General features: G+C 59.6%; 21 protein-coding genes and 4 tRNA genes. 15 read left to right on the top strand and 10 right to left on the bottom strand.

Annotation, left to right across the window (positions count from 1 at the left end):
* The first annotated feature begins 43 nt into the window (after positions 1–43).
* Positions 44–934 (top strand): LysR family transcriptional regulator, encoded by an 891-nt coding sequence (locus tag ACA044_RS11075; RefSeq protein ID WP_497446368.1) that lies wholly within the window; start codon positions 44–46, stop codon positions 932–934.
* An 83-nt stretch (positions 935–1,017) separates the two neighbouring features.
* Positions 1,018–4,296, top strand: a complete 3,279-nt coding sequence (locus ACA044_RS11070) for a PAS domain S-box protein (protein WP_497446367.1) — start codon at positions 1,018–1,020, stop codon at positions 4,294–4,296.
* Between the two features lie 203 nt (positions 4,297–4,499).
* Here the strand turns inward: ACA044_RS11070 and ACA044_RS11065 are convergent, their stop codons facing one another.
* From ACA044_RS11065 to gltX, 10 genes are all read right to left on the bottom strand, one after another.
* Positions 4,500–4,946 (bottom strand): Hsp20 family protein, encoded by a 447-nt coding sequence (locus tag ACA044_RS11065; RefSeq protein ID WP_497446366.1) that lies wholly within the window; start codon positions 4,944–4,946, stop codon positions 4,500–4,502.
* Positions 4,947–5,076: 130 nt separating this feature from the next.
* Positions 5,077–6,036 carry a tRNA dihydrouridine synthase gene (locus ACA044_RS11060; RefSeq protein ID WP_497446365.1) on the bottom strand — a complete coding sequence of 320 codons (960 nt, stop codon included), beginning with the start codon at positions 6,034–6,036 and terminating at the stop codon, positions 5,077–5,079.
* A gap of 183 nt (positions 6,037–6,219) precedes the next feature.
* Positions 6,220–6,657, bottom strand: coding sequence for an acyl-CoA thioesterase (locus ACA044_RS11055; protein ID WP_497446364.1), 438 nt, complete (start codon positions 6,655–6,657; stop codon positions 6,220–6,222).
* A gap of 47 nt (positions 6,658–6,704) precedes the next feature.
* Complete coding sequence (locus tag ACA044_RS11050) at positions 6,705–7,538, bottom strand: alpha/beta fold hydrolase (protein ID WP_497446363.1); 834 nt, start codon at positions 7,536–7,538, stop codon at positions 6,705–6,707.
* 30 nt (positions 7,539–7,568) lie between these two features.
* Positions 7,569–8,108, bottom strand: coding sequence for a TetR family transcriptional regulator (locus tag ACA044_RS11045; RefSeq protein ID WP_490134887.1), 540 nt, complete (start codon positions 8,106–8,108; stop codon positions 7,569–7,571).
* A gap of 183 nt (positions 8,109–8,291) precedes the next feature.
* Positions 8,292–8,367 (bottom strand) — tRNA-Glu (locus tag ACA044_RS11040).
* A gap of 80 nt (positions 8,368–8,447) precedes the next feature.
* A tRNA-Ala gene (locus ACA044_RS11035) sits at positions 8,448–8,523 on the bottom strand.
* Between the two features lie 53 nt (positions 8,524–8,576).
* Positions 8,577–8,652 (bottom strand) — tRNA-Glu (locus ACA044_RS11030).
* Between the two features lie 79 nt (positions 8,653–8,731).
* A tRNA-Ala gene (locus ACA044_RS11025) sits at positions 8,732–8,807 on the bottom strand.
* 284 nt (positions 8,808–9,091) lie between these two features.
* On the bottom strand, positions 9,092–10,573 hold the full coding sequence (gltX, locus tag ACA044_RS11020) for a glutamate--tRNA ligase (RefSeq protein ID WP_497446362.1): 1,482 nt from the start codon (positions 10,571–10,573) through the stop codon (positions 9,092–9,094).
* Positions 10,574–10,759: 186 nt separating this feature from the next.
* Here gltX and ACA044_RS11015 point away from each other — a divergent pair, with 186 nt between their 5' ends.
* From ACA044_RS11015 to nuoF, 13 genes are all read left to right on the top strand, one after another.
* Positions 10,760–11,206: an NUDIX hydrolase gene (locus tag ACA044_RS11015; protein WP_497446361.1), complete on the top strand. Its 447-nt coding sequence runs from the start codon at positions 10,760–10,762 to the stop codon at positions 11,204–11,206.
* Between the two features lie 59 nt (positions 11,207–11,265).
* Positions 11,266–12,399: a tRNA 2-thiouridine(34) synthase MnmA gene (gene mnmA, locus ACA044_RS11010; RefSeq protein WP_201060924.1), complete on the top strand. Its 1,134-nt coding sequence runs from the start codon at positions 11,266–11,268 to the stop codon at positions 12,397–12,399.
* A complete protein-coding gene (hflD, locus tag ACA044_RS11005; protein WP_008014886.1) occupies positions 12,396–13,019 on the top strand; it encodes a high frequency lysogenization protein HflD in 624 nt (207 codons plus the stop codon). Before mnmA ends, hflD begins: the two co-directional genes overlap by 4 nt.
* 127 nt (positions 13,020–13,146) lie before the next feature.
* Positions 13,147–14,517, top strand: a complete 1,371-nt coding sequence (gene purB / locus ACA044_RS11000) for an adenylosuccinate lyase (RefSeq protein ID WP_497446360.1) — start codon at positions 13,147–13,149, stop codon at positions 14,515–14,517.
* A gap of 86 nt (positions 14,518–14,603) precedes the next feature.
* A complete protein-coding gene (locus tag ACA044_RS10995; RefSeq protein WP_497446359.1) occupies positions 14,604–15,773 on the top strand; it encodes a ribosomal protein uL16 3-hydroxylase in 1,170 nt (389 codons plus the stop codon).
* Positions 15,766–16,191, top strand: coding sequence for a GNAT family N-acetyltransferase (locus ACA044_RS10990; RefSeq protein WP_497446358.1), 426 nt, complete (start codon positions 15,766–15,768; stop codon positions 16,189–16,191). Before ACA044_RS10995 ends, ACA044_RS10990 begins: the two co-directional genes overlap by 8 nt.
* A gap of 143 nt (positions 16,192–16,334) precedes the next feature.
* Complete coding sequence (locus ACA044_RS10985; protein WP_497446357.1) at positions 16,335–17,096, top strand: secretin N-terminal domain-containing protein; 762 nt, start codon at positions 16,335–16,337, stop codon at positions 17,094–17,096.
* 512 nt (positions 17,097–17,608) lie between these two features.
* Entirely contained in the window at positions 17,609–18,934 is a 1,326-nt protein-coding gene (aceA, locus tag ACA044_RS10980) for an isocitrate lyase (protein WP_007905048.1), read from the top strand.
* Between the two features lie 624 nt (positions 18,935–19,558).
* Positions 19,559–19,972, top strand: coding sequence for an NADH-quinone oxidoreductase subunit A (locus ACA044_RS10975; RefSeq protein ID WP_007905050.1), 414 nt, complete (start codon positions 19,559–19,561; stop codon positions 19,970–19,972).
* Between the two features lie 10 nt (positions 19,973–19,982).
* Positions 19,983–20,657: a NuoB/complex I 20 kDa subunit family protein gene (locus tag ACA044_RS10970; protein ID WP_007940869.1), complete on the top strand. Its 675-nt coding sequence runs from the start codon at positions 19,983–19,985 to the stop codon at positions 20,655–20,657.
* A 72-nt stretch (positions 20,658–20,729) separates the two neighbouring features.
* Entirely contained in the window at positions 20,730–22,514 is a 1,785-nt protein-coding gene (nuoC, locus tag ACA044_RS10965) for an NADH-quinone oxidoreductase subunit C/D (protein WP_497446356.1), read from the top strand.
* A gap of 2 nt (positions 22,515–22,516) precedes the next feature.
* A complete protein-coding gene (gene nuoE / locus ACA044_RS10960) occupies positions 22,517–23,014 on the top strand; it encodes an NADH-quinone oxidoreductase subunit NuoE (protein WP_007940871.1) in 498 nt (165 codons plus the stop codon).
* The gene (gene nuoF, locus ACA044_RS10955) at positions 23,011–24,366 is read left to right on the top strand and encodes an NADH-quinone oxidoreductase subunit NuoF (RefSeq protein ID WP_497446355.1); all 1,356 of its coding nucleotides are present in this window, start codon (positions 23,011–23,013) and stop codon (positions 24,364–24,366) included. Before nuoE ends, nuoF begins: the two co-directional genes overlap by 4 nt.
* Positions 24,367–24,429: the final 63 nt, after the last annotated feature.

The raw sequence follows: 24,429 nt of genomic DNA, 5'->3' as shown, positions 1-24,429 counted from the left end.
TTATGCTTTGCATAACAGACTGGAATACCACCGAGACATCATCATGGACCTCGCCAACCTCAACGCTTTTATCGCGATTGCCGAGACCGGAAGCTTCTCCGGCGCCGGCGAACGGCTGCACCTGACACAACCCGCCATTAGCAAGCGCATCGCTGGCCTTGAGCAGCAATTGAAGGTGCGGCTGTTCGATCGACTGGGTCGGGAAGTCGGCCTGACCGAAGCCGGTCGCGCCCTGCTGCCGCGCGCCTATCAGATCCTCAATGTGCTGGATGACACTCGCCGCGCCCTGACCAACCTGACCGGCGAAGTGACCGGCCGGCTGACATTGGCCACCAGTCATCACATTGGCCTGCACCGTTTGCCGCCCTTATTGCGGGAGTTCACCCGACGCTACCCACAAGTGGCGCTGGATATTCAGTTCCTCGATTCGGAAGTGGCTTACGAAGAAATCCTCCATGGCCGCGCCGAACTGGCGGTAATCACTCTTGCACCGGAACCCCACGCACTGGTCAAGGCCACGCCCGTGTGGGACGACCCGCTGGATTTCGTGGTGGCCCCGGAGCATTCGCTGATCGCTAACGGTCCGGTCAGCCTGGCGGATATTGCCTTGCACCCCGCAGTGTTCCCCGGCGGCAACACGTTTACCCACCACATCGTGCGGCGCCTGTTCGAGGCCCAGGGCCTGACGCCGAACATCGCCATGAGCACGAATTATCTGGAAACCATAAAGATGATGGTCTCGATTGGCCTGGCCTGGAGCGTTTTGCCGCGCACCATGCTGGACGATCAAGTGGCGCGCATACCTTTGCCGGGCATACAGCTCACTCGCCAGCTAGGCTATATCCTGCACACCGAACGGACGCTGTCGAACGCGGCACGGGCCTTTATGGCCCTGCTGGATGCACAAATCGATCAGCCAGGGACTCGCGGCTAAGCTGTGCTACTTCTATTGTGCTAGTCCTATAGAGCCCCAAAACCCTGTGCCTAACGCCCAATTCAGCCCAAGGCCTGTTATCCATGCCCAAATCTGTTGAACGTACGCCGCCGATGCCGCGAATCCAGGCACTTGACCCAAAACGGTCCGAGCAGAGCTGGGAAAGCGCCCCGCAGTTGCTGGCGGCCCTCAATGGAGCCCGGCTGGGCGCCTGGTATTGGGACATCGAGCGGGGGCAAATCAGCTGGTCCCGGGGCACTCAGGCGTTGTTCGGCTTCGATCCCCGGCAACCGCTGCCCGAGGACCTGGAATACCTCGACCTGCTACCCCAGGAGGATCGGGCGAAAACCATCCGCGCTTTCAACGCAGTGATCGCCGGCGCCCCGCTGGAACAGGCGATGCACCACCGCATCCGCTGGCCCGACGGCAGCCTGCACTGGCTGGAAATCAACGGCAGTCTGCTGCCGGATAAAAACGGTCGGCCGCGAATGATCGGTGTCATTCGTGAAATCACCCATCAGCGCCAGCGTGAACAGGCGCTGAGCAGCTCGGAAAAACGCTTCGCCACGCTGTTTCATCTATGCCCGAACATGGTGCTGCTGACCCGCCAGGAAGACGGGCTGATCAGTGAAGCCAACCAGTATTTCGAAAGCCTGTTCGGCTGGCCGGTGCAAGACGCTATCGGCCGAACCACGCTGGAACTGGGCCTTTGGGTCAACCCGGAACAACGGGTGCAACTGGTCAAGGCCACCAAGGCCAAAGGCGAGCTGATCAACATGGAGGTGCAGTTTCGCGCCAGCAATGGCCAGGTTCATGATGGCATCCTCAGCGCACAAAAGGTCGAACTCGAAGGCCAGCCTTATCTGCTGAGCACGTTCCTCGACACCACCGAACGCAAAATCGCCGAGCACGCCCTCAAAGACAGCCAGGAACGCCTCGACCTGGCCCTGGACTCAGCACAACTCGGCACCTGGGACTGGCACATTCCCAGCGGCATGCTTTACGGTTCGGCGCGGGCGGCCCAGTTGCACGGGCTGGAGCCCAAGCCCTTCCATGAATCCTTCGAGGCGTTTTTCGAAGGCGTGCCTGGCGATGAACGCGACACCATGCGAGACGCCTACCGCAGCTTGCGCGAAGGCCCGGCCGGCAATTATCAGCTGACGTACCGCGTGCAACTGCCGGACGGCAGTTCGCGCTACCTGGAAAGCCGCGCCAGGCTCTACCGCGATGACCACGGCAATCCGCTGCGCATGGCCGGCACGCTGCTGGACATCACCGATCAGGTGGAGCGCGAACAGCAACTGGTGGCATCAGAAGAGAAATTCGCCACCTTGTTCCAGGTCAGCCCGGACCCGATTTGCGTCACGCGCCAGGACACCGGTCACTTCATCGAGATCAACTCCAGTTTCACTCAGACATTCGGCTGGAACACCACCGACGTGATTGGTCGCAGCGCCGACGAGATCGGCCTGTGGGACGCGTCGGCGAAAAGTCTGCAAAGGATCGAGCGGGTCATCCGCGAACAGGGCCTGAACAACGTGGCGATCATCGTTCAGCACAAGGACGGGCAGTCCCTGACCTGCGTGATTTCCAGCCGGCAGATCAGCGTCGGCGACCAGCCGTGTATCGTCACCACCCTGCGCGACATCACCCAGCAACAACGCTCCGAAGCGGCGCTCAAGGCCAGCGAGGAGAAGTTCGCCAAGGCCTTCCACTCGAGCCCCGACGCCATCACCATTACCGAGCGCGACACCGGGCGCTACCTGGAGGTCAACGATGGTTTCTGTCGTCTGACTGGCTACCGCGCCGATGAAGTGATCGGCCGCACGGTGTATCAGGTGGGCATCTGGGCCGAAGAGAAACAACGCTCGGCGCTGCTGTCGGAGCTACAGATCAAGGGCCGGGTTCACCATCAGGAAATGCTCGGGCGCAACAAACGCGGCGAGTTGCTGACCGTCGAAGTGTCGGTGGAACCGATTACCCTCAACGAAACCGCCTGCCTGCTGCTGACCGCCCGGGACGTCAGCCTGCTGAAAAATGCCGAAGCGCAGATCCGTCACCTGGCCTACCACGACCCGTTGACCAACCTGCCCAACCGCGCCCTGCTGATGGATCGCCTGAGCCAGCAAATCGCCCTGCTCAAGCGCCACAGCCTGCGCGGCGCCCTGATGTTCCTCGATCTCGACCATTTCAAGCACATCAACGACTCCCTCGGCCACCCGGTGGGCGATACAGTGCTGAAAATCATCACCGCGCGCCTTGAAGCCAGCGTGCGCATGGAAGACACCGTCGCACGCCTGGGCGGTGATGAATTCGTGGTGCTGCTCAGCGGCCTGGAAGGCTCGCGCAGCAACGTCAGCGCTCAGGTCCGGAAGCTGGCGGACACCTTGCGCGAACTGCTGTCCGAGCCGATGTTCCTCGACGGACAGCGCCTGCAAGTGACACCGAGCATCGGCATCGCGCTGATTCCCGACCACGGCTCGACCCCGACCGACCTGCTCAAACGCGCCGATATCGCCCTCTATCGCGCCAAGGACTCGGGCCGCAACACCACGCAGATGTATCACAACACCATGCAGAAGGCCGCCAGCGAACGCCTGCGCCTGGAAACCGACCTGCGCCTGGCTCTTTCCCGGGGTGAATTCAGCGTGCAGTATCAACCTCAAGTGGATGCCCGAGACAACCGCATTACCGGCGCTGAAGCCCTGGTGCGCTGGCACCACCCTGAATTTGGCGCGCAATCGCCCACCGAGTTCATCAAGGTGCTGGAAGACAGCGGATTGATTCTGGAAGTCGGCACGTGGATCCTCGACGAAGCCTGCGAGGCCTTCAAACACCTGATCGCCAACGGCCTGATCGACCCGTTCGACTTCAGCCTGTGCGTGAACATCAGCCCTCGGCAATTCCGTCAGAACGATTTCGTCGAACGCATCGAACACAGCCTCGGCAGCCACGGCCTGCCCTGCTCGTTGTTGAAACTGGAAATCACCGAAGGCATCGTCATCCAGAACCTGGACGACACCATCAGCAAAATGCGTCGCCTGAAAAAACTCGGCGTGAGCTTTGCCATGGACGATTTCGGTACCGGTTATTCCTCGTTGACCTACCTCAAACGCCTGCCGGTAGACACCCTGAAAATCGACCAGTCGTTCATCCGCGACGCCACCACCGACCCCAACGATGCCGAAATCATTCGCGCCATCGTCGCCATGGCTCGCAGCCTGGAGTTGAAGGTAATCGCCGAAGGGGTGGAAACATTGGAGCAGCTGGAGTTTTTGCAGGGGCTGGATTGCCATTTGTATCAGGGGTATTTGCACAGCCGACCGTTGCCGGTGGAGGAGTTTCAGAAGCTACTGAAATGAGTCGACAACGGTAATGCCAGTCAGTTAAGCGCAATCCATGTGGGAGCGGCGGTGCGGCGATCCGACTTGCTCGCGAAGACGGAGGCACAGTCAACATTGATGTCGACTGACACTCCGCTTTCGCGAGCAAACCCGCTCCCACAGGTTCCGCTCCTTAACTGACCAGCATTAGCCGGTGGATGGTGCCCTTTTCGTTGCCCGACTCAGTGTTGCAGAGCCGGTTTTTCCGCCCCATTGATCGGGATACGTTTGGCTTTCGCCTCTTCCGGGATCACGCGCAACAGGTCGATATTCAACAAACCGTTGCACAGGTCAGCGCCCTTGATTTCGATGTGGTCCGCCAGACGGAACGACAGTTTGAAAGCGCGCTGAGCGATGCCTTGATACAGATAAGTGACGTTCTCGTCCGCGTCACGTTTGCCGCCACTGATGGTCAGCACACCTTTTTCCACTTGCAGGTCCAGGTCTTCTTCCTGGAAACCGGCGGCCGCTACGACAATGCGGTATTGATCATCACCGTATTTCTCAACGTTGTAGGGTGGATAGGTGCTGCCCGGCTCATTGCGCAGGGCGGTTTCGAACAGGTCGTTGAAACGGTCGAAACCTACCGAAGAACGGAACAGTGGAGCCAGGGAAAATGAAGTACTCATGATTCAAATCTCCTGAACATAATCAGCAAGTTTTTTTGTCTCCGCGACCCGAATTCGGCATCGCGTAATCCTTAGATAAGGATCGCTGATTGCTTTTCAAGAGATTTTTTTCTGTTTTTTTCAAGCAGATTCAGGCGGCTTCAGACACCTGCAGCCCCAGTAAACGCGAGACATTATCCAGTTCGGTTTCTCGACGCAGGACGGTGAACAACGCTACGGCTTCGGGATAATTGCGGGTCAGCATCGCCAGCCACTGCTTCAGGCGGCCCGGTGATTGGCGTGGCGTCATCTGCGCCTTGGCTTGCAGCCAGAAGTCCTGAATCAGCGGCAGCAGCTCGGCCCAGGTCATCTCGACGACGTCCTCACCGGCGCGGGCGGCGGCGATTTGCCGAGCCAGGTCCGGGCGCGATACCAGGCCGCGACCGAGCATGATGTCTTCGACGCCGCTGATTTCGCGGCAACGGCGCCAGTCTTCAACGCTCCAGATGTCGCCATTGGCGAACACCGGCACCTTGACCACGTCCTGCACCCGCGGGATCCACTCCCAGTGAGCGGGCGGCTTGTAGCCATCGGTCTTGGTCCGCGCATGAACCACGATGTGCGCCGCACCGCCTTCGGCCAAGGCTGTAGCGCAAACCAGCGCACCGTCCGGGCTATCGAAACCGAGGCGCATCTTGGCGGTCACCGGGATGTGTGCGGGTACGGCACGACGGACGTGTTCGACGATTTGGTTGAGCAGTTCAGGTTCTTTGAGCAGCACCGCGCCGCCACGGGACTTGTTGACGGTCTTGGCCGGACAGCCGAAGTTCAGGTCAATGACTTCGGAACCCAACTCGCAGGCCAGGGCGGCGTTTTCCGCCAGGCACACCGGATCGGAGCCGAGCAACTGCACTCGCAGCGGCACGCCGGCCGCGGTCCGGGCGCCGGTCAGCAGTTCCGGGCCGAACTTATGGTAATAGGCAGGCGTGAGCAGCTGGTCGTTGATCCGAATGAACTCGGTCACGCACCAATCGATACCGCCCACACGGGTCAGCACGTCCCGCAGGATGTTGTCGACCAACCCCTCCATGGGCGCCAAAGCAATTTGCATGAAAAACACACTCAACGAAAAACGTGCGGCAGTTTACTGGATTATCTAATGAAAGACTTGCGCACACCTCTGTGGCGAGGGGGCTTGCCCCCGTTCGGCTGCGCAGCAGTCGTAAAATCATCAAAGGGTCTTGGGGTCGCTACGCGACCCAACGGGGGCAAGCCCCCTCGCCACAGGATCGTGTCAGCTTGGAACTTGCAACGCCGGGCCGTAGCCTTCTATGAACTCCGCCGGCATGCGTTTGGGCTTGCCGGTCGACAGTTCGATGCACACGAAAGTGGTCTGCGCCCGCAACAACGTTGCGTTGTCGCTGGGACGCTTCAACTGGAAGTGTCGAGTCATTTTCAGGCGCTGATCCCAGTCGACGATCCAGGTCGCCAATTGCAGTTCGTCGCCTTCATAGGCTGCCGCCAGGTAATCGATCTCGTGCCGTACCACCGCCATCGCCCGATCCAGCCGCCGGTACTCGACCAGGTCCAGGCCCAGCCGTTGCGAGTGGCGCCAGGCGCAGCGCTCGAGCCAGGTCACATATACCGCGTTGTTCGCGTGGCCCAGCCCGTCGATGTCCTCGGCGTCCACTTCCAGATCAATGATAAACGGCGTTGCCCGATCCCAGCCCATGCCCACTCCCGGTCAGATTATTTCGACCGAGGGAGTGTAACGGAAGCTCAGGCCGATTGGCGCGATTGCAGGCTTCGACCGGCCAGCAGCGAGAGAACGCCGTCGATCACCCGCGGATCGGCCAGGACCCGCTGATGACCGCCCTCCTCCAGGCGCAACAGACGGCTGTCGAACCAGGCCTCGTGGATCAATTGGGATTCCTTGACCGGGACAAAGCGGTCGTCATCGGCATGGACGATCAGCCCCGGCATGTCGAGCTGATAGTGCGCGACATCCAGCGCAGCGGCGCGCATGCCGACGTCTTTCTCGACCTGGCGAATGAACGCCGAGCGGGCTTTGGGCGGCAGACGCACATAGCGTGCGAAACCGCGCAGCACCCCAAGAATCCTCGCCGGTGCGGCGATCGAGACCAGGGTTTCGGTGCGCAACCCCAACTGAACCGCGAGCATGGCGCTGGCGCCACCCATGGAGTGGCCGATCACCGCTTGCAGCGGCGGCAATTCAGTAGCCGCTTCGAGTATGGCTCGGGCGAACAGCACCACATTGGCCTCGCGGCCAGGCGAACGACCGTGAGCCGGGCCGTCCAGGGCAACCACGGTGTAACCGGCATCGACCAGCGCGGTGATCAGGGCGGCAAACTGTGTTGACCGGCCTTCCCAGCCGTGCATCAACAACACCGCCGGCCCTTGCCCCCAGCGCAATGCCGAGAGGCCGAAGCGCAAGGTGATTCGTTCGGACTTCGCCAGCAGCGGCAACTCCCAATCACGCGGCGGCAATGCCCTCGGGGTCATGAATGCCAGGCGCATCTTGCTCGCCACCAGCTTCGGCGCGAACCAGCCCAAGGTGCCATTAACGCCACGAACCCAGCTCAACGTGTTCATCGCCCATCTCCTCAGGCTGACGCCTTTAGGTCACAGCACCGCCGATTTGGCGGCGCGCAGCAATCGATCGGACAACTCTCCCGGCCCCAGCGCCCGCGCCAGAGCCAAACCACCGACCATCAAGGCAATGTCGGCCAAGACTTTGTCGGTGTCTTCCGGGCTGGCCGCCAACTGCGCGACCATCAACTCAACATGCTCATTCAACGCCACACGAAATTCGTCCGGCAGACGGCCCAGCTCGCCGACCGACGCCGGAATCGGGCATGCCTGCTCGGTGGAATCACGGTGTTTGCGCGACAGGTAGAACGCCGCGACCAACGCGCGACGCTCTTCGCCGGTCAACTCGGCGTCCATATCGGCGATCAAGCCACGACGATGGCTGAGCAGCTGCTTGAATGCCTCAAGCATCAATGCATCCTTGCTTTCGAAGTGCGCGTAGAAGCCACCGACCGTCAGGCCGGCCGCGCCCATCACTTCACCCACGCTCGGCTCGGCCGGGCCACGCTGGATCAGCGCTGCACTGGCAGCCTTGAGGATGCGTTCGCGGGTTTGAGCTTTTTTATCGTTCATCGTTGCCTCCGAATATTACGACTAGAATATTATTCTCATAATAATTTTCCGCAAGTCGTGGATGTGACCGCTGGTCTGAAGAACAGTTTTGAGGAAAAAAGGGAATTTGGCCAAACGCCAGACAAACAAAAGGGCCATTCAATAATTGAATGACCCTTAAAAATCCCGCAGAGCGGGTAATCGTGGCGTCCCCTAGGGGACTCGAACCCCTGTTACCGCCGTGAAAGGGCGGTGTCCTAGGCCACTAGACGAAGGGGACACAAAACCTTCTATACAACTGATCAGTGCTGAGAGCTGATCGATTCAAGGCCGGTGTGGCCAGACCTTGAACTGTAAAATTGGTGGAGCTAGACGGGATCGAACCGTCGACCTCTTGCATGCCATGCAAGCGCTCTCCCAGCTGAGCTATAGCCCCGGATTTTTCGCCTCGCGGCGGAGCGACATCTTGCAATATCGCTTCTGTAAAACTGGCGTCCCCTAGGGGACTCGAACCCCTGTTACCGCCGTGAAAGGGCGGTGTCCTAGGCCACTAGACGAAGGGGACGCAAACCCTTCTATACAACTGATCAACGCTGAGTGCTGATCGCTTCAAGGCCAGTGTGGCCAAGCCTTGAAGTGTAAATTGGTGGAGCTAGACGGGATCGAACCGTCGACCTCTTGCATGCCATGCAAGCGCTCTCCCAGCTGAGCTATAGCCCCTCATCGCTGAGGACGGGGCGAATCTTAAGGGCGTATCAGAAAGCTGTCAAACTTATTTTTAACAATTTTCAAAATTTTTTGCCCACATAACAATCACTTACCGCCCACCCCCGTAAATCCGGGGGTGTATCCGTTCCATGTAGCAGCTGCCGCAGGCTGCGTTCGAGTGCGCAGCGCTCGCAATCCTGGCGCCCTGCCCTTTCAGACAGATTGTGTGGCGGCCATTTAGGACTGCTTCGCAGCCCGACGCAGCCTTCGCCAGCTGCTACAGGGGTGCGGGAGTGTCAGGCGATATTGCCCAAGAGTTTTTCCCACTCCTTGTTTTCCTTCTTCGACACGCCGCCCAGCAGGTCAATGGCCTGGCGCAGACGGAAACGGGTCAGGTCCGGACCGAGGATTTCCATTGCATCGAGCACGGACACCGAACTGGCCTGGCCGGTGATCGCGGCGAACATCAGCGGCATGGCGTCACGCAGCTTCAGCTCCAGGGATTCGACCACTGCCTGGATGGTTGCAGTAATGCTCTCCTTCTCCCACTGACGCAGGCTTTCCAGCTTCCACAAAATCAACTGCATCAACTGACGAACCTGATCGCCCGAGAGCTTCTTGGATTCGAACAGCTTGGCGTCCGGGTTCACGCCACCGGCGAAGAAGAAGCCGGCCAACGGTGCGACCTGGCTGAAGGTTTCAACCCGGCCCTGCACGTGCGGTGCGATCTTCATCATGTACTCAGGGTTCAGCGCCCACTTCTGCACGCGAGCGGCAAACTCTTCCACCGGCAGGTCACGCAACCACTGGCCGTTGAGCCACGACAGCTTTTCGATGTCGAAAATCGGCCCGCCGAGGGAGACACGCTTCAAATCGAAGTGGTCGACCATCTCCTGCAGGGAGAACTTTTCGCGCTCGTCCGGCATGGACCAGCCCATGCGGCCCAGGTAGTTGAGCATCGCTTCCGGCATGAAGCCCATGCGCTCGTAGAAGGTCACCGAGGTCGGGTTCTTGCGCTTGGACAGCTTGCTCTTGTCCGGGTTACGCAGCAGCGGCATGTAGCACAGCTCTGGCTGTTCCCAACCAAAGTATTCGTACAAAAGGATCAGTTTCGGCGCCGAGGGCAGCCACTCTTCACCACGCAGTACATGAGTGATGCCCATCAGGTGGTCATCGACTACGTTGGCCAGGAAGTAGGTTGGCAAGCCGTCAGTCTTCATCAGCACTTGCATGTCCATGCGATCCCACGGAATCTCGACATCGCCACGCAACATGTCCGGCACCACGCACACACCTTCGGTCGGCACTTTCATGCGGATGACGTGCGGCTCGCCTGCGGCCAGACGGCGCGCCACTTCTTCCTTGGACAGCAACAGCGCACGACCGTCATAACGCGGGGTTTCGCCACGAGCCATTTGCTCGGCGCGCATCTGGTCCAGCTCTTCGGCAGTGCAGAAGCACGGGAAGGCATGACCCAGGTCGACCAGTTGCTGGCAGTACTTCTGATAGATGTCGCCGCGCTCGCTCTGACGGTAAGGACCGTGCGGGCCGCCGACATCAGGGCCTTCGCTCCAGTCGATACCCAACCAGCGCAGGGCGTCGAAAATCTGCTGTTCGGACTCGCGGGTCGAACGCAATTGATCGGTGTCTTCAATCCGCAGGATGAACTCACCGCCATGCTGCTTGGCAAAGCAGTAGTTGAACAAAGCGATGTAAGCGGTACCTACGTGGGGATCCCCGGTAGGCGATGGCGCGATGCGAGTGCGGACGGTGGTCATGGCATGTCTCGAAAAGAATAAAAAGCGAAGATCAAACAAGAGGCGAATGGTAACAGGCGATAGCTGCCCGGCTCCAGTGAGCAGGGTATTTAAGCCAAGATGGCTTCTATAACGCCCGTAAACCGTCCCCACATCAGCCCTGTTTCAATATTACAATCTCGCCATACTCCAAATCGAGAAAGCTTCATGGATTGGCTACCCCACATCACCGTTGCAACCATCGTCGAAGACCACGGTCGCTTCCTGATGGTCGAAGAACTCAAGGGCGGACGAACGGTGCTCAACCAGCCCGCGGGCCATCTGGACCCGAACGAAACCCTGATCGAGGCCGCCGTGCGTGAAACCCTCGAAGAAACCGGCTGGGACGTCGAGCTGACCGGCGTAACAGGCATTTACCTCTACACCGCGCCCAGCAACGGCGTGACTTACCAACGGGTCTGCTTCAGTGCAAAAACGGTCCAACATCACCCGGATTACCCACTGGACGACGGCATCGTCGGCGCAAAATGGCTGACACGTGACGAACTGCTGCAACAGCGCGCAAACTGGCGCAGTGAGCTGATCATCCGCTGTATCGATGATTATCTGGACGGCAAACACTTCAGCCTCGAGCTGATCCGCCCTTCTCTTTAGCCTTGCGGGCTCCAGCCTGCTAGAATCGCGTCCTTTTTCAAGACACTCATTGAATCCCTATGCGTGATCCAGCCCCTTCTGACACACAAAAGAAGCGCGTCATTGTCGGTATGTCCGGCGGCGTGGACTCTTCCGTTTCCGCTCTCCTGCTGATCGAGCAGGGTTATGAGGTGGAAGGCCTGTTCATGAAGAACTGGGAAGAAGACGATGGAACGGAATATTGCACTGCCATGGATGACCTGGCGGACGCTCAGGCCGTGTGCGACAAAATTGGCATCAAGCTGCACACCGCCAACTTCGCCGCCGAGTACTGGGACAACGTATTCGAGCACTTCCTGGCTGAATACAAGGCCGGTCGCACGCCAAACCCCGACATCCTGTGCAACCGCGAGATCAAGTTCAAGGCGTTCCTCGATTACGCCATGATGCTTGGCGCCGACCTGATCGCCACCGGCCACTACGTGCGCCGCCGCGACATCGATGGGCGCACCGAATTACTCAAAGGCCTGGATCCGAACAAGGATCAGAGCTACTTCCTGCACGCCGTCGGCGGTGAACAGATCGCCAAGACCCTGTTCCCGGTCGGCGAGCTGGAAAAACCCGAAGTCCGCGCGATTGCCGAGAAACACGACCTGGCCACCGCAAAGAAAAAGGACTCCACCGGGATCTGCTTTATCGGCGAACGCCGCTTCAGCGACTTCCTCAAGCAATACCTGCCAGCCCAGCCCGGCGAGATCAAAACCACCGAAGGCGAAGTCATCGGCCGTCATCACGGTTTGATGTACCACACCATCGGCCAACGCCAGGGCCTGGGCATCGGCGGCTTGAAAGACGCCGGTGACGAACCATGGTATGTGCTGATCAAAGACCTGGAACACAACGAACTGATCGTTGGCCAGGGCAATGATCACCCTTATTTGTTCTCCCGCGCCCTGCTCGCCTCGGACATCTATTGGGTCAACCCGATCGACTTGACTGAGCCGCGCAAACTGACCGCCAAAGTGCGTTATCGCCAGAGCGACCAGCCTTGCACGCTGGAAAAGACCGCCACCGGCTACCGCGCCACCTTCGATGACCCGCAACGCGCGGTCACTCCGGGCCAGTCCGTGGTGTTCTACGACGGTGAAATCTGCCTCGGCGGCGGTGTGATCGAAGTGGCCGAACCCTGGACGAGCAAGGGCCAGCGTTCATGAGCCCGACTCAGGAGCAACTGACAGCCCTGGGCGGTGTGTTTCTCGCCGCAGTGCTGGTCGACAAGATCGCCAAGAGCGGCCAGACCAACGAAGCAGGCCTGACCTGCATGCTCGGCAGTCTGTTGATTCGCGACCCTAAGGACACACTCGAAGTCTATGGCGGTGACGACATCAACCTGCGTGACGGTTACCGCGCCCTGATCGGCGCACTGGAACGCGACCCCAGCACTCTTCAGCGCGAACCGCTGCGCTACGCCCTGGCGATGCTGGGGCTGGAGCGTCAGCTGGCCAAACGCGACGACATGCTGGAAGTGATCGGCAAGCGTCTGCCGCAGATTCAGTCTCAGGTCGAACACTTCGGCCCGGCTCACGAAAACGTGATCGCCGCCTGCGGTGCGTTGTATCAGGACACCCTGAGCACCCTGCGCCAACGGATTCAGGTGCACGGCGATATGCGCAACCTGCAGCAACCGAGCAATGCCTCGAAAATCCGCGCGCTGTTGCTGGCCGGGATCCGTTCGGCACGCCTGTGGCGGCAGTTGGGCGGTCATCGCTGGCAGTTGGTGATCAGCCGTCGCAAGTTGCTTAAAGAGCTTTACCCGCTGATGCGCAGCAGCTGAACCGCGCCCGCAATACCGCTTTGTAGTCAGTAACGCGTAATACGCCGGTCAGTTGGCAACGGACCGGCGGATTTTTTCATGTATGATACGCGCCCCATTTCGTTGCCCGACTGTCCGAGAACACCCCATGCAGCTCTCTTCGCTCACTGCGGTTTCCCCTGTTGACGGCCGCTACGCCGGCAAAACCCAGGCCCTGCGCCCAATTTTCAGCGAATACGGCCTGATCCGTGCTCGCGTTCTGGTTGAAGTGCGCTGGCTCCAGCGCCTGGCCGCTCACCCTGCCATCAGCGAAGTCCCGGCGTTCTCCGCCGAAGCCAACGCGGTATTGAACACCTTGGCGGAAAACTTCTCTCTGGAGCACGCCGAGCGCGTCAAAGAGATCGAGCGCACCACCAACCACGACGTCAAAGCCATCGAGTACCTGCTCAAAGAGCAAGCGGCCAAGTTGCCAGAACTGGCTGCCGTCAGCGAATTCATCCACTTTGCCTGCACCAGCGAGGACATCAACAACCTGTCCCACGCCCTGATGCTGCGCGAAGGCCGTGATGACGTGATGCTGCCGCTGATGCGCCAAACCAGCGACGCCATCCGCGAACTGGCCATCCGTTTCGCTGACGTGCCGATGCTGTCGCGCACCCACGGTCAACCGGCGTCGCCGACCACCCTGGGCAAAGAGCTGGCGAACGTGGTTTACCGTCTGGAGCGTCAGATCGCTCAAGTCGCCGCGGTTCCGCTGCTGGGCAAGATCAACGGCGCTGTTGGCAACTACAACGCTCACCTGTCGGCCTACCCTGAGATCGACTGGGAAGCCAACGCCCGCGCCTTCATCGAAGACGAGCTGGGCCTAGGCTTCAACCCATACACCACTCAGATCGAACCGCACGACTACATCGCCGAGCTGTTCGACGCGATTGCGCGCTTCAACACCATCCTGATCGACTTCGACCGCGACATCTGGGGCTACATCTCCCTGGGTTATTTCAAACAGCGCACCATCGCTGGCGAAATCGGTTCGTCGACCATGCCGCACAAGGTCAACCCGATCGACTTCGAAAACTCCGAAGGCAACCTGGGGATCGCCAACGCACTGTTCCAGCACCTGGCGAGCAAGCTGCCGATCTCCCGCTGGCAGCGTGACCTGACCGACTCCACCGTACTGCGCAACCTCGGTGTCGGCTTCGCCCACAGCGTGATCGCGTACGAAGCCAGCCTCAAGGGCATCAGCAAACTGGAGCTCAACGAGCAAAAGATTGCCGCTGACCTGGATGCCTGCTGGGAAGTATTGGCCGAGCCGATCCAGACCGTGATGCGTCGCTACAACATCGAAAACCCGTACGAGAAGCTCAAAGAGTTGACTCGCGGCAAGGGCATCAGCCCTGAAGCGCTGCAAACCTTCATCGACGGCCTGGACATGCCAGCGCAAGCCAAGGCCGAGCTGAAACTGCTTACCCCGGCCAACTACATCGGCAACGCTGTGGCGCAAGCCAAACGCATCTGATCGACCGCTCTACCCGTTTGAGACGCCCGGCAGCGCCGGGCGTTTTTATTCCAGTCTGAAAAGTGCTTTTTTTCAATAGGTTACACATGAATTCTGATACTCCTCTTCAACTTCTGGGCGGCATCACGGCACGGGAATTCCTGCGCGATTACTGGCAGAAAAAACCACTGCTGATCCGCCAGGCGATTCCTGATTTCGAAAGCCCGATCGACGCCGACGAACTGGCTGGTCTGGCGCTGGAAGAAGAAGTCGAATCGCGCCTGATCATCGAGCACGGCGAGCGCCCTTGGGAATTGCGCCGCGGCCCGTTCGCCGAAGACGAATTCAGCAAACTGCCGGAACGCGAGTGGACGCTGCTGGTGCAAGCCGTCGACCAATTCGTACCGGAAGTCGCCGAGCTGCTGGAGAACTTCCGTTTTCTGCCGAGCTGGCGCATCGACGACGTGATGATCAGCTTCGCCGCCCCGGGTGGCAGCGTAGGTCCGCACTTCGATAACTACGACGTGTTCCTGCTGCAAGGCCACGGCAAGCGCAGCTGGAAAATCGGCCAGATGTGCGATTCCGAGAGCCCGCTGCTGCAACACGCCGATTTGCGCATCCTCGCCGACTTCGATGCCACCGACGAATGGGTGCTGGAACCGGGCGACATGCTCTACCTGCCGCCGCGCTTGGCTCACTGCGGTGTGGCCGTCGACGACTGCATGACCTACTCGGTCGGTTTCCGTGCACCGAGCGCCGCTGAAGTACTGACCCACTTCACCGACTTCCTCAGCCAGTTCCTGCCGGACGAAGAGCGTTACACCGACGCCGACGCCCTGCCGGCCGTCGATCCTCATCAGATCCAGCACGACGCCCTCGATCGCTTGAAGGGCCTGCTGGCCGAGCACATGAGCGACGAGCGCCTGCTGCTGACCTGGTTCGGCCAGTTCATGACCGAGCCGCGCTACCCGGAGCTGGTGGTGGGCCCGGAAGAAGTCGAAGAAGACGACCTGCTCGCCAGCCTCGAGCAAGGCGCGGTGCTGATCCGCAACCCGAGCGCGCGCCTGGCCTGGTCGGAAGTCGATGACGACCTGCTGCTGTTCGCCAGCGGTCAGAGCCGTTATCTGCCAGGCAAACTGCGCGAGCTGCTGAAGATGATTTGCGCCGCCGATGCGCTGCACGTCGACAATCTCGGCGACTGGCTCAGCGACGAAGACGGCCGCGGCTTGCTGTGCGAACTGATCAAACAGGGAAGCCTGGGGTTTGCCGATGAATAAGATTCACGTACGTGTCGCAGACTGGCAAAAGGATAACGCCGAGATCCGGCGCATTCGTGAGGCGGTATTCGTCGCCGAGCAATCCGTTCCGCCCGAACTGGAATGGGATGCCGATGACGAGGACGCGGTGCATTTTCTCGCACTCGAAGGCGACTTTCCGATCGGCACCGCCCGCCTGCTGCCCGACGGGCATATTGGCCGGGTTTCGGTGCTCAAAGACTGGCGCGGCTTGAAAGTCGGCGATGCGTTGATGCAAGCGTTGATCGGTGAAGCCGAGAAGCGCGGGCTGAAGCAGCAGATGCTGAGTGCTCAGGTACAGGCCACGGCGTTCTATGAGCGCTTGGGTTTCAACATGATCAGTGAGGAGTTCCTGGAAGCCGGGATTCCGCATGTGGACATGGTGCGGGATTCGGCTTGAGACCGAGGTGAGGCCTTGAAGAACACCACAAAACGCCCCGCCATCCCCGGATGCCGGGGCGTTTTGCTGTCTACGATTCAACTTGCCCCACCGCGAGCCGACAAACTGGCAATATCAAGACTTTGAAGGCGGAGATAACGGATATGTCCCTACGCACCCTGCTCACCACGCTGCTGCTGACCTGCAGTTTTTCGGTCATGGCCGCCACCGAGATCGTGCCCCTGAATTATCGCACCAGCGCCGATCTGCTACCGGTGGCGCAGAACTTCATCGGCAAGGACGGCCAAGTCAGCGCCTATGGTAATCAGCTGATCGTCAACGCAGAACAGCGCAAGATCGACGAACTTAAGGCCTTGATCAGCCAACTCGACATGGCTGCCAAGCGCTTGCTGATCACCGTCGACACCAACGAAAACAACTTCCAGGGCGATCAGGGTTACTCGGTGAATGGCGCCAAACCCAATCAGACCCGCATCATCAATCGCAGCACCGACAGCCGTGACGGCGGGATTCAGCAGATCCAGGCCAGCGAAGGGGCGCCAGCACTGATCCAGGTCGGCCAGAGCGTACCGCTGACCAGCACTCAGACAGACTCCTACGGCGACCTGCGCAGCCAGACCGAATACCGCAATGTCACCCAAGGGTTCTATGTCACCGCCAGCGTCACCGGCGATATCGTTCATCTGGCAATCAGTACCAACCGTGACCGGATGAGCCAGGAACGTCCCGATGTAGTGAACGTGCAAAGTACCGACACAACTGTCAGCGGTCGACTGGGCGAATGGATCACCCTGGCCGGCGTGAATCGCCAGACTCAGGCCGACAAACAGGGCCTGACCCGCAGCTACTCGACTCAGGGCCGGGATGACATGACTCTGCGGGTGAAAGTCGATACGTTGGACTAAAGCACCAAGAACTGACTGATTAGTCGTATTAGACTAAAGATGTAGTGCTTTAAAAAAAGCACTACAAAACGTTTGACGAGCCAAAAAAGCAAAGGCATGATGGCCTCGCTCCCGCTAATCAGAGGCCCTGGCAAGGGCTTTCGAGTCGCTGTTCGCACCTACCCCGCGAGCCGATTCGTGTCTGTACCGCCCACAAGGTGTGTTTGACGAGGTTGCCGACTGGAACGAAGTTGTCCCGAGGGACGGAAGCGTAATTAGGTAACCCGGCTCCACACTGAAGTTCGCACCAAGGCCCACGACGCCCGAATGCGCTCGCCAGTTCGCCCTTACCTGCTCACTTTCCCCTCGAGCCCATCGTTCATCCCGTCGCCATCCCCGCCGAATCCGACTTGACCACCTAAGCTTCTGGTCAGCGAGCAGCCTTTTACGTCCCCTTTGAATGGCGTACTTGGCACGCAGGAATTGTCCACCCAGAACCACTTTCGGTTAAAGACGCGACGAGGTTTATCTCCATGGCACTGACACGCGAACAGCAAATTGCAGCCCTCGAAAAAGATTGGGCTGAAAACCCGCGCTGGAAAGGCGTGACACGCAATTACTCCGCTGCTGACGTCGTCCGTCTGCGTGGCTCGGTTCAACCTGAGCACACCTTTGCAAAAATGGGCGCCGACAAGCTCTGGAACCTGGTCACCCAGGGTGCCAAGCCATCCTTCCGTCCTGAGAAAGATTTCGTCAACTGCATGGGCGCCCTGACCGGCGGCCAGGCTGTACAACAAGTCAAAGCTGGTATCCAGGCGATCTACCTGTCGGGCTGGCAAGTGGCTGCGGACAACAACTCCGCCGAATCGATGTACCCGGACCAGTCGCTATACCCGGTGGATTCGGTTCCAACCGTGGTCAAGCGCATCAACAACTCGTTCCGTCGCGCTGACCAGATCCAGTGGAAAGCCGGCAAGAACCCGGGCGACGAAGGTTACATCGACTACTTCGCTCCGATCGTGGCTGACGCCGAAGCCGGTTTCGGTGGCGTCCTGAACGCTTACGAGCTGATGAAGAGCATGATCGAAGCAGGCGCCGCCGGCGTTCACTTCGAAGACCAACTGGCTTCCGTTAAAAAATGCGGCCACATGGGCGGCAAGGTACTGGTTCCTACCCAGGAAGCCGTACAGAAGCTGACCGCTGCTCGTCTGGCAGCTGACGTTGCCGGTACACCGACCATCATCCTGGCCCGCACCGACGCTAACGCGGCTGACTTGCTGACGTCCGACTGCGACCCGTACGACCAGCCATTCGTGACTGGCGAACGCACCCAGGAAGGCTTCTACAAAGTGCGCGCCGGTCTCGACCAGGCCATCGCTCGCGGCCTGGCCTACGCACCGTTCGCCGACCTGATCTGGTGCGAAACCGCCAAGCCGGATCTGGACGAGGCTCGTCGCTTCGCTGAAGCGATCAAAAAGGAATACCCGGACCAACTGCTGTCGTACAACTGCTCGCCTTCCTTCAACTGGAAGAAAAACCTGGACGACGCGACCATCGCCAAGTTCCAGCGCGAACTGTCCGCCATGGGTTACAAGCACCAGTTCATCACCCTGGCCGGCATTCACAACATGTGGCACAGCATGTTCAACCTGGCGCACGACTACGCCCGCAACGACATGACTGCCTACGTGAAGCTGCAAGAGCAAGAGTTCGCTGACGCTGCCAAGGGTTACACCTTCGTGGCTCACCAGCAGGAAGTGGGCACCGGCTACTTCGACGACATGACCACCGTGATTCAAGGTGGCACGTCTTCGGTAACCGCGCTGACCGGTTCGACCGAAGAAGAACAGTTCCACTGATCTGCTTCGTTTAAGCAAACGGCCCTTGCGGACCGAATAAAAAGCTAACCGCAAAGCCGCCCATCTGACGCCCCGACTGGTTCGGGGCGTTTTTTTTGCCTGGGATTTTTCTCCCCCCTGTAGGAGCGAGGCTTGCCCGCGAAGAATGCGCTGCGGTCTTTCAGGCATACCGCGTCTTCGTTCTTCGCGGGCAAGCCTCGCTCCTACAGACTCAGGCAGACAAAAACATTGATCCAGAGCGGTATCGCGATCAGAAAAAGAGGGTAAAACGGGGGCGCCTGCTACTTGCAGTAACGCACATATAAGACAACTTCCCAGCCACTCACCTGTTAAACAGTTTGAAAACCGCGTCAAATAATATTGATTATCATTTAGCGACAACTATGTTCGTTACATTCCCTACAAGACATATTTGACAAAACCCCCGCTAATGCCCGAACCGCATGGGCTACAGGGCTTTGGAGGCGCGCTATGTCCTTATTCTTGTAAATAATTTCGCTATCGGAATTTTACTTGCTCGGTGTTTAGCCATAAAATCACCGCGATTGATTGCTGCGACATATCGTCACTGCTTTGTTTCTTTTCAAGCTCAGAGACCTTTGCTCTCTGTTAAGGATTACCAGCATGCCCGAAGCGACCGGACTCATGGCCCACAACTGGGGCTTTGCCATTTTCCTTCTGGGTGTCGGCGGCCTTTGCGCCTTCATGCTCGGCGTCTCCAGCCTCCTCGGGTCAAAAGCCTGGGGCCGCAGCAAAAACGAACCGTTCGAGTCCGGCATGCTACCTACCGGTGGCGCCCGCTTGCGGCTCTCAGCCAAATTCTATCTGGTCGCGATGCTCTTCGTGATCTTCGATATCGAAGCCCTTTTTCTCTTTGCCTGGTCTGTGTCCGTCCGCGAAAGCGGCTGGACCGGATTCGTCGAAGCTCTCGTTTTCATAGCAATTCTGTTGGCAGGCCTTGTCTACCTATTCCGAGTGGGCGCCCTTGACTGGGCTCCGGAAGCTCGTCGTAAGCGGCAAGCGAAGCTGAAACAATGAGGCTTTGGCAATGCAATACAATCTCACCAGGATCGACCCCGATGCTCCTAACGAGCAGTATCCGATTGGCCAACGGGAAACCGTTTCCGATCCGTTAGAAGATCAAGTCCACAAAAACATTTTCATGGGCAAGCTCGAAGACGTGCTCAACGGCACGATCAACTGGGGGCGCAAGAACTCCCTGTGGCCGTATAACTTTGGTCTTTCGTGCTGCTACGTGGAAATGACCACCGCCTTCACGGCGCCCCACGACATCGCGCGCTTTGGCGCCGAGGTTATCCGGGCATCGCCGCGCCAGGCGGATTTCATGGTTATCGCCGGTACCTGCTTCATCAAGATGGCGCCGATCATTCAGCGTCTCTACGAGCAAATGCTCGAGCCTAAATGGGTCATCTCCATGGGTTCGTGCGCCAACTCCGGTGGCATGTACGACATCTACTCCGTCGTTCAAGGGGTGGACAAGTTCCTGCCCGTGGACGTCTACGTGCCTGGCTGCCCCCCCCGCCCTGAAGCTTTTCTGCAAGGCTTGATGCTGTTGCAGGAGTCGATTGGCCAGGAGCGTCGCCCACTTTCCTGGGTCGTTGGCGATCAAGGCGTTTACCGCGCCGAGATGCCTTCGCAAAAGGAACAGCGCCGCGAACAGCGTATTCAGGTAACCAACCTGCGCAGCCCCGACGAAGTCTGATCCAGATCTGTTCTTACAAAGAAACGAGACACTGGCTTCATTCTTTACGTTGACCGAAAGCGATAAATAACCATGACTACAGGCAGCGCTCTGTACATCCCGCCTTATAAGGCAGACGACCAGGATGTGGTCGTCGAACTGAACAACCGTTTTGGCCCGGAGGCGTTCACCGCCCAGCCTACCCGCACCGGCATGCCGGTGCTTTGGGTTGCCCGCGCCAAACTCGTCGAAGTCCTGACCTTCCTGCGCAACCTGCCCAAGCCGTACGTCATGCTCTATGACCTGCACGGTGTGGACGAACGTCTGCGCACCAAGCGTCAAGGGCTGCCAAGCGGTGCCGACTTCACTGTGTTCTATCACTTGATGTCGATCGAACGTAATAGTGACGTAATGATCAAGGTCGCCTTGTCCGAGAGCGACCTCAGCGTGCCGACCGTTACCGGTCTCTGGCCGAACGCCAACTGGTACGAGCGTGAAGTGTGGGACATGTACGGCATCAACTTTGCCGGCCACCCGCACCTGACCCGCATCATGATGCCGCCGACCTGGGAAGGTCACCCGCTGCGCAAGGACTTCCCGGCCCGTGCCACCGAGTTCGACCCGTTCAGCCTGACCCTGGCCAAGCAACAGCTTGAGGAAGAAGCCGCGCGCTTCAAGCCTGAAGACTGGGGCATGAAGCGTTCCGGGCCGAACGAGGACTACATGTTCCTCAACCTGGGTCCCAACCACCCTTCCGCGCACGGTGCATTCCGCATCATTCTGCAGCTGGACGGCGAAGAGATCGTCGACTGCGTGCCGGACGTCGGTTACCACCACCGTGGTGCCGAGAAAATGGCCGAGCGTCAGTCCTGGCACAGCTTCATTCCGTACACCGACCGTATCGACTACCTCGGCGGCGTGATGAACAACCTGCCGTATGTGCTCTCGGTCGAGAAGCTGGCCGGCATCAAAGTGCCCGAGAAGGTCGACGTCATCCGCATCATGATGGCCGAGTTCTTCCGGATCACCAGCCACCTGCTGTTCCTGGGGACTTACATCCAGGACGTCGGCGCCATGACCCCGGTGTTCTTCACCTTCACCGACCGCCAGAAGGCGTACACGGTGATCGAAGCCATCACCGGTTTCCGTCTGCACCCGGCCTGGTACCGCATCGGTGGCGTCGCCCACGACTTGCCGCGCGGCTGGGAAAAACTGGTCAAGGATTTCGTCGAGTGGATGCCAAAGCGTCTGGATGAATACCAGAAAGCTGCACTGGACAACAGCATCCTGCGTGGCCGGACCATCGGCGTCGCCGCCTACAACACCAAAGAGGCCTTCGAATGGGGCGTCACCGGTGCCGGCCTGCGTTCGACCGGTTGCGATTTCGACCTGCGTAAAGCTCGCCCCTACTCCGGCTACGAGAACTTCGAATTCGAAGTCCCGCTGGCGGCCAATGGCGATGCCTACGACCGTTGCATCGTTCGCGTCGAAGAAATGCGCCAGAGCATCAAGATCATCGAGCAGTGCATGCGCAACATGCCGGAAGGCCCGTACAAGGCGGATCACCCGCTGACCACGCCGCCGCCGAAAGAGCGCACGCTGCAGCACATCGAGACCCTGATCACCCACTTCCTGCAAGTTTCGTGGGGCCCGGTCATGCCGGCCAACGAATCCTTCCAGATGATCGAAGCGACCAAGGGCATCAACAGTTATTACCTGACGAGCGATGGCGGCACCATGAGCTACCGCACCCGGATTCGTACCCCAAGCTTCCCGCACTTGCAGCAGATCCCTTCGGTGATCAAAGGCAGCATGGTCGCGGACTTGATCGCGTACCTGGGTAGTATCGATTTCGTTATGGCCGACGTGGACCGCTAAGCATGAACAGCCCGCTTATCCAGACAGACCGTTTCGCCCTGAGCGAAACCGAGCGCTCGGCCATCGAGCACGAGTTGCATCACTACGAAGACCCGCGCGCGGCGTCGATCGAAGCCCTGAAGATCGTCCAGAAGGAACGTGGCTGGGTGCCTGACGGCGCGCTCTACGCCATCGGCGAGATCCTCGGCATCCCGGCCAGCGACGTTGAAGGGGTGGCTACTTTCTATAGCCAAATCTTCCGTCAACCGGTCGGCCGTCACATCATCCGCGTCTGCGACAGCATGGTCTGCTACATCGGCGGCCACGAGTCGGTGGTCAGCGAAATCCAGAGCAAGCTGGGCATCGGCCTGGGTCAGACCACCGCCGACGGTCGTTTCACCCTGCTGCCGGTCTGCTGCCTCGGCAACTGCGACAAGGCGCCGGCGTTGATGATCGACGACGACACCTTCGGTGATGTGCAGCCTGCCGGCGTTGCCAAATTGCTCGAGGGCTACGTATGACCCTGACTTCCTTCGGTCCTGCCAACCGCATCAAGCGTGTCGCAGAGACTCACCCGCTCACCTGGCGTCTGCGTGACGACGGCGAAGCCGTCTGGCTCGACGAGTACCAGGCCAAGAACGGTTACGCCGCTGCGCGCAAGGCCTTCGCCGACATGGCCCAGGACGACATCGTCCAGACCGTGAAAGACTCCGGCCTCAAGGGCCGCGGCGGTGCAGGCTTCCCCACGGGCGTGAAGTGGGGCCTGATGCCCAAGGACGAATCCATCAACATCCGCTACCTGCTGTGCAACGCGGATGAAATGGAGCCGAACACCTGGAAAGACCGCATGCTGATGGAGCAACTGCCCCATCTGCTGATCGAAGGCATGCTGATCAGTGCTCGCGCGCTGAAAACCTACCGTGGCTACATCTTCCTGCGTGGCGAATACACCACCGCCGCCAAGCACCTCAACCGCGCCGTGGAAGAAGCCAAGGCAGCAGGCCTGCTGGGTAAAAACATCCTGGGCAGCGGCTTCGATTTCGAGTTGTTAGTCCACACCGGCGCCGGGCGTTACATCTGCGGTGAAGAAACCGCACTGATCAACTCCCTCGAAGGCCGCCGCGCCAACCCGCGTTCCAAGCCGCCCTTCCCTGCCGCCGTTGGCGTGTGGGGCAAGCCGACGTGCGTGAACAACGTTGAAACCCTGTGCAACGTGCCGGCGATCATTGCCGACGGCGTGGACTGGTACAAATCGTTGGCGCGCGAAGGCAGTGAAGACATGGGCACCAAGCTCATGGGCTTCTCCGGCAAGGTCAAGAACCCCGGCCTGTGGGAATTGCCATTCGGCGTCACCGGTCGCGAGTTGTTTGAAGACTACGCCGGCGGCATGCGCGACGGTTACAAGCTCAAGTGCTGGCAGCCAGGCGGCGCCGGTACCGGTTTCCTGTTGCCGGAACACCTGGACGCACAAATGTACGCCGGCGGCATCGCCAAAGTGGGCACCCGTATGGGGACCGGCCTGGCCATGGCGGTGGACGACAGCGTCAACATGGTGTCCTTGCTGCGCAACATGGAAGAGTTCTTCTCCCGCGAATCCTGCGGCTTCTGCACCCCGTGCCGTGACGGTTTGCCGTGGAGCGTCAAGCTTCTGCGCGCGATCGAGAACGGTGAAGGGCAAGCCGGCGATATCGAGACCCTGCTGGGTCTGGTCGGTTTCCTCGGCCCGGGCAAGACCTTCTGTGCTCACGCACCGGGCGCCGTGGAGCCGTTGGGCAGCGCAATCAAATACTTCCGCCATGAGTTCGAAGCCGGCATCGCGCCTACCAGCGCCGTCGTCCCGCCTCTGGCAAGGCCGATCGTAGTCGGCGCGTAAACGCTTAAAAAAGCGAAGGGTCCGTGCCCTTCGCTTTGTCGTGTGATGACGCCGCAAGCGGCT

The sequence above is a fragment of the Pseudomonas sp. LBUM1673 genome (assembly GCF_059695645.1).
This window is presented reverse-complemented; position numbering and strand designations above follow the sequence as displayed.

Bases quoted from the DNA above. Each gene is read 5' to 3' on its own strand.
- hflD (WP_008014886.1), top strand. From the start codon at position 12,396: ATGAGCCCGACTCAGGAGCAACTGACAGCCCTGGGCGGTGTGTTTCTC.
- nuoE (WP_007940871.1), top strand. From the start codon at position 22,517: ATGAACAGCCCGCTTATCCAGACAGACCGTTTCGCCCTGAGCGAAACC.
- ACA044_RS11045 (WP_490134887.1), bottom strand. From the start codon at position 8,108: ATGAACGATAAAAAAGCTCAAACCCGCGAACGCATCCTCAAGGCTGCC.
- ACA044_RS10985 (WP_497446357.1), top strand. From the start codon at position 16,335: ATGTCCCTACGCACCCTGCTCACCACGCTGCTGCTGACCTGCAGTTTT.
- ACA044_RS10975 (WP_007905050.1), top strand. From the start codon at position 19,559: ATGCCCGAAGCGACCGGACTCATGGCCCACAACTGGGGCTTTGCCATT.
- aceA (WP_007905048.1), top strand. From the start codon at position 17,609: ATGGCACTGACACGCGAACAGCAAATTGCAGCCCTCGAAAAAGATTGG.
- mnmA (WP_201060924.1), top strand. From the start codon at position 11,266: ATGCGTGATCCAGCCCCTTCTGACACACAAAAGAAGCGCGTCATTGTC.
- ACA044_RS10995 (WP_497446359.1), top strand. From the start codon at position 14,604: ATGAATTCTGATACTCCTCTTCAACTTCTGGGCGGCATCACGGCACGG.
- ACA044_RS11055 (WP_497446364.1), bottom strand. From the start codon at position 6,657: ATGGGCTGGGATCGGGCAACGCCGTTTATCATTGATCTGGAAGTGGAC.
- ACA044_RS11060 (WP_497446365.1), bottom strand. From the start codon at position 6,036: ATGCAAATTGCTTTGGCGCCCATGGAGGGGTTGGTCGACAACATCCTG.
- ACA044_RS11075 (WP_497446368.1), top strand. From the start codon at position 44: ATGGACCTCGCCAACCTCAACGCTTTTATCGCGATTGCCGAGACCGGA.
- ACA044_RS11015 (WP_497446361.1), top strand. From the start codon at position 10,760: ATGGATTGGCTACCCCACATCACCGTTGCAACCATCGTCGAAGACCAC.
- ACA044_RS10990 (WP_497446358.1), top strand. From the start codon at position 15,766: ATGAATAAGATTCACGTACGTGTCGCAGACTGGCAAAAGGATAACGCC.
- ACA044_RS11070 (WP_497446367.1), top strand. From the start codon at position 1,018: ATGCCCAAATCTGTTGAACGTACGCCGCCGATGCCGCGAATCCAGGCA.
- ACA044_RS11050 (WP_497446363.1), bottom strand. From the start codon at position 7,538: ATGAACACGTTGAGCTGGGTTCGTGGCGTTAATGGCACCTTGGGCTGG.
- gltX (WP_497446362.1), bottom strand. From the start codon at position 10,573: ATGACCACCGTCCGCACTCGCATCGCGCCATCGCCTACCGGGGATCCC.
- ACA044_RS11065 (WP_497446366.1), bottom strand. From the start codon at position 4,946: ATGAGTACTTCATTTTCCCTGGCTCCACTGTTCCGTTCTTCGGTAGGT.
- ACA044_RS10970 (WP_007940869.1), top strand. From the start codon at position 19,983: ATGCAATACAATCTCACCAGGATCGACCCCGATGCTCCTAACGAGCAG.
- purB (WP_497446360.1), top strand. From the start codon at position 13,147: ATGCAGCTCTCTTCGCTCACTGCGGTTTCCCCTGTTGACGGCCGCTAC.
- nuoF (WP_497446355.1), top strand. From the start codon at position 23,011: ATGACCCTGACTTCCTTCGGTCCTGCCAACCGCATCAAGCGTGTCGCA.
- nuoC (WP_497446356.1), top strand. From the start codon at position 20,730: ATGACTACAGGCAGCGCTCTGTACATCCCGCCTTATAAGGCAGACGAC.